The organism is Psychrobacter sp. (genome assembly GCF_030454045.1).
GTDB lineage: Bacteria > Pseudomonadota > Gammaproteobacteria > Pseudomonadales > Moraxellaceae > Psychrobacter.
Genome location: NZ_JAKDJE010000120.1, coordinates 1 through 4880, shown reverse-complemented (window position 1 = coordinate 4880; position 4880 = coordinate 1). Strand labels below are relative to the sequence as shown.

Annotated in this window: 3 protein-coding genes; 2 read left to right on the top strand and 1 reads right to left on the bottom strand. The window is 43.0% G+C overall.

Annotated elements, in window-relative coordinates:
- Window positions 1-572 precede the first annotated feature (572 nt).
- Entirely contained in the window at window positions 573-2264 is a 1692-nt protein-coding gene (locus tag L0G63_RS13400; protein WP_301451104.1) for an NAD+ synthase, read from the top strand.
- A 220-nt stretch (window positions 2265-2484) separates the two neighbouring features.
- A complete protein-coding gene (locus L0G63_RS13395) occupies window positions 2485-3759 on the top strand; it encodes a hemolysin family protein (protein ID WP_301451103.1) in 1275 nt (424 codons plus the stop codon).
- Window positions 3760-3807: 48 nt separating this feature from the next.
- Here the strand turns inward: L0G63_RS13395 and L0G63_RS13390 are convergent, their stop codons facing one another.
- Window positions 3808-4545 carry a YggS family pyridoxal phosphate-dependent enzyme gene (locus L0G63_RS13390; protein WP_301451102.1) on the bottom strand — a complete coding sequence of 246 codons (738 nt, stop codon included), beginning with the start codon at window positions 4543-4545 and terminating at the stop codon, window positions 3808-3810.
- Between the last annotated feature and the right edge of the window lie 335 nt (window positions 4546-4880).

Below are 4880 nucleotides of genomic sequence, written 5' to 3'. Positions count from 1 at the left end.
TGGAACAATTTTAGCGATCAGCAGTGCCTATTTGCGAATGTTCAACACGCCCTAGATGATGGCCACAATAACTAGCGCATAATGCATGAATTTACTGTGAAAAACAGTGTCATCAAAACCACTTTTATGTTCAGCCATTAAACTGCTATCTTATGAGGGAATTCACTGGCGCGTTCTATTTGTCATGACAATTAATGTTATACTAAAGCAATTATTTTAAGCTTTTCAATACACTCAAGTGTGTAGACGCCCATTTATTTTGCCATTACATCAAGGTCACAGACGCCGCATCTGTCGAAACAGATACCAAGCTACTGGCAACCTCTTCTTTTAGAAGATCATCAGACCTCATTTTAGAATGGCGCGATCATTTGGAGTAGGAGGCATAAGTACACATGCCCTCAAGCATTGTATCTCTACTTATGCAGGATTTAGGCGCCTCATATCGGCTCAATATTCGAGATTGATACGCAAGCGCGCAGTTTTGAATGAATTTCGGACTTACTTTGATTTTATTTTAAATCAATACAGACTGACCAAATTTTAATAATATATCGATAGGAACAATAACAATGTCAAAAGACACTGATAAACCCAACCTTAACACCTCAGCCGAAGCCAGTAAGACCAACAAGCCTCAAGACACCGTCACTTTTGCCTTAGCCCAGTCACATTTCTTGGTGGGTGATATGGCAACCAACGTCGAAAAAATGCGCACCCTTGCGCTACAAGCTCGCGAGCAAGGCGCTGATGTCATCGTATTCCCAGAGCTTGCGCTATTAGGCTATCCTCCACAAGATTTATTACTACGCCCAAGCCTATCCGGCCGTGTCAAAAGCGCCTTGTCTACCTTGAGCGATATTGACGATATCGTCATGATTGTCGGCTATCCGCATGTCGATCATCACGGTACTTTTAACTCTGCTGCTATCTTACACAATGGTCATCAAAAAGGCTTTTATCACAAGCAGATTTTGCCAAATTATGGCGTCTTTGATGAGCGTCGTTATTTTGATAAAGGTCGCAATCAAGTGTTATTTGACTATAAAGGCATTACCATTGGTCTACTCATCTGTGAAGATCTATGGGACAAAGGCCCTATTGCCGAACTCAAAAAGCAAGGTGCTGATCTGATTGTTAGCTTAAACGCCTCACCTTTTGAGATTGAAAAACAAGACAACCGCAAAGCCATGCTTGCTAAGCGCAGCCGCGAAAACAATCTACCTATCGTCTATGTCAATGCGGTCGGCGGTCAGGACGATCTTGTGTTTGATGGCGGCTCTATGGCTGTACAAGCGGATGGTAGCGTGGCTCATGAAGCACCGCGCTTTATGAACCAGTTATTGCTGGCCTCTTTAGATGTCAATACAGCCAAATTCAATAACCAAGCCAAAGCACCTTTGTCTCTAAGCCGTGAGTCTGAGATGTATCAGGCATTGGTCGTCGGTCTACGCGACTATGTCAATCACTCAGGTTTCTCTGGCATTATTGTTGGACTATCAGGTGGTATTGATTCAGCACTGACGCTCTGTATCGCGGTCGATGCGTTGGGCGCTGACAAGGTCTATGCCGTCATGATGCCGTACGAATACACCTCTCAGATCAGTCTAGAAGATGCACAAGCACAAGCACGTCGCTTAAATGTCTCTTATACTGTGTGTCCTATATTCGACGCCGTCGAAGGTATCCGTCATACGTTAGCGCCCCTATTTAACAAGTCACCAGCGGATACGACCGAAGAAAATATTCAAGCCCGTGCACGCGGCGTTGTGTTGATGGCACTGTCCAATAAGTTTGGTCATTTGGTCATCACGACAGGTAACAAATCAGAATTAGCGGTTGGTTACTCAACCTTGTATGGCGATATGGCTGGCGGCTTTGATGTACTAAAAGACGTGTATAAATCACAAGTCTATAAATTGGCAAGCTACCGCAATCGCCTAGAAGACACGCCTGTCATCCCTGAGCGCGTTATTACTCGTCCGCCATCTGCTGAGCTACGTCCAGATCAAAAGGATCAAGACAGCTTGCCTGATTATGATGTATTGGACGGTATCTTGATGTCTTATATCGATGAAGATATGGGCTATCAGGAAATTATCGATAAAGGCTTTGATGCTGAGATGGTCGCAAAAGTCATCAAGATGGTAGACAATAGCGAGTATAAACGCTTGCAATCGCCCATCGGTACAAAGATCAGCCACAAAGCTTTTGGACGTGAACGCCGCTATCCGTTGGTCAATAAGTGGTCAATTAAAGGCTAAATCGCACTTGCCTTTCAGCTTATATGATTTACGAATTTATGAGTTGAAAGGTGCAAGTCAGATCGTTTGACAAAACGTCGAATTTTCCTATTAGCTGGGTGCTTGCCCAGCTTTTTTGGTTTTTATACATGAACAAATTTACCGTCCACCTTCTCATATTCTCCCTTTAACTACTGATTATTTTTGACCCAATTCCTCTTTACTTCTTTTCGAGTATGTCATGAGCTTGCTAACTGCCAGTGTTTTTCTTCTCCTTCTACTTGCCTTGAGTACCTTTGTCTCTGCTGCTGAAATTGCGATTGCCGCAGGGCGCAAAATCAAATTGCAAATAATGGCCAAAGAAGGCGATGTTCGCGCACTTGATGTCCTCAATATGCAGGATCATCCTGGGAGCTTTATCACGGTCGTACAGATAGTACTGAATGCGGTTGCTATCTCGGCGGGTGCTGTGGGCGAGTCAGCCATTAGTCCTTATCTGGAGCAGATGTTTAATAGTGAAGCGGTGGCTTCAGTGATATCGTTTGTACTCATCACCAGTCTGTTTTCATTACTTGCAGATCTGATGCCCAGACGCTTGGCAATGTCGAGTGCTGAAGCGATAGCGGTCCGCCTTGTACGCCCAATGATTCTCTTGATTTTTGTATTAAAACCCATTATCTGGGTGTTCGATGGCGCTGCAAGCATCCTTTTTAAATCCTTTGGTATCTCAACCATCCGCCAAGACGATATGACACCAGAAGATATCTATGCCGTCATGGATGCAGGCGCTGAAGCAGGCGTGCTAAAAAAGCAAGAGCATCATCTAATAGAAAATATCTTTGATATGCAGGAGCGTACCGTTACCTCAGTGATGAACCCACGCGAAAACATCGTATATTTTGATACCAAAACCAGTACCGAAGAGGTCGTAAATATCATGATTGAGGAGCCACACAATAAGTTTTTGGTCTGCCATGATGACGACCTAGAACATATCGTGGGTTACGTAGAGTCTCGCAGTTTTCTGGCCTTGGTTTTAAATCAGCAAGAGGTCAATCTGACAGACAAATCTCTATTAAAACCGGCACTATTTGTACCCGACACTTTGTCTTTGTTTGAAGTATTAGAGATGTTCAAATCGACTGGCGCAGACTTCGCTGTCATCGTGAATGAATATGGGCTTGTGGTTGGTGTTATCACACTCAAAGACGTGATGAGCATTGTGATGGGCGAGCTTGTGACGCTTGAGGAGCAGCCTATTGTTCAGCGTACAGATAACTCATGGCTGATTGATGGTATGACACCCATTGAGGACGTCATTCGCGCATTAGATATCGTTGACTTACCGCGCAGTGAGAACTATGAGACCATCAGTGGCTTTATGATGTACATGCTGCGCAAAATTCCCAAAAAAACCGACACCATCGAGTACGCCAATTATCGGTTTGAAATCATTGCCACCGATAATCTCAAAATCACGCAAATGTTAGTGACCAGATTAGAAGAGACGACTTGATTGATTGGCCAATTAATCATTTATTCAATTGGTCTAGGACGCAGCATTCTAGTCTCGCGCACCAAAGATAGCCGTACCAACACGTACCATAGTAGACCCATTGTCTATCGCCTCTGCCATATCGCCACTCATCCCCATGCTAAGTGTATCCCAAGCATCCAACTCTGGATGGCTGGCTTTTATATCGTCAAATAGTGCTTTTGTTCGTGCAAAAGCGTTTGTATCTGCTTTTGCAGGAATAATCATAAGTCCGCGCAGCTTTAGACGGTCATACGACTTGATCGTCGTTATCAATGCTGGCAGTTCTGCTGGTAGGCAACCTGACTTACTCTCTTCATCATCGATGTTGAGCTGAATCAACACATTTAATGGTGGTAAATCCGTTGGACGTTGATCATTCAAGCGTTTAGCTATAATCTCTCGCTCCAGCGTCTGCACCCAGTCAAAATGCTTGGCAATATCGCGTGTCTTATTGCGTTGGATACTACCGATATAATGCCAGACGATATCCTCGCATTCAGGCTGAGATTTTAGCGCATCGATTTTTTCGATGGCTTCTTGTAGATAATTCTCACCAAAATCTCTCTGACCTTGCTGAGCTAAAGTTGCAATCAAATCTGCTGGTTTTGTCTTGGAAACCGCCAATAAAGTTGTTTTATCAGCAGATCTATGAGTTTGCTCTGATGCCTGCTCATATGCTTGATTGATTTGCTTTTTTACTTGCTGCCAATTATTAATCAGTGCTTCTTTATCAGCCTGTTGATCGATCGCTTTCACTTCTGTCATATACGGTACTCCTAAAAATCCTTAACTACTTAAATTATTTAATAAATTCTGTAAAAAACTTTATTACCCAAATAGAATATTTTAATTGCTTACTTTTGATAAAAAATAGCTTCTATATCAGTTAAATAGACCTCTTGCAAAAGTCATATAGTTAGCTGAATGTAAAACTGTTATGGATTTAAACGCGCTACTGGTATAAATTTTACTTGCGTGCTGCGTTCCCAGAGGCTGCGCAAAATTCATCCCAGTAGCGCTATGACATTTTTAGAGTGTATCCACTATAGTTTAAGCTCGGAATTAATGATACCAGCAAACAGCTTCATTCTAAGATCATA

Coding starts and splice junctions, on each gene's coding strand:
- L0G63_RS13400 (WP_301451104.1), top strand. CDS start 573: ATGTCAAAAGACACTGATAAACCCAACCTTAACACCTCAGCCGAAGCC.
- L0G63_RS13395 (WP_301451103.1), top strand. CDS start 2,485: ATGAGCTTGCTAACTGCCAGTGTTTTTCTTCTCCTTCTACTTGCCTTG.
- L0G63_RS13390 (WP_301451102.1), bottom strand. CDS start 4,545: ATGACAGAAGTGAAAGCGATCGATCAACAGGCTGATAAAGAAGCACTG.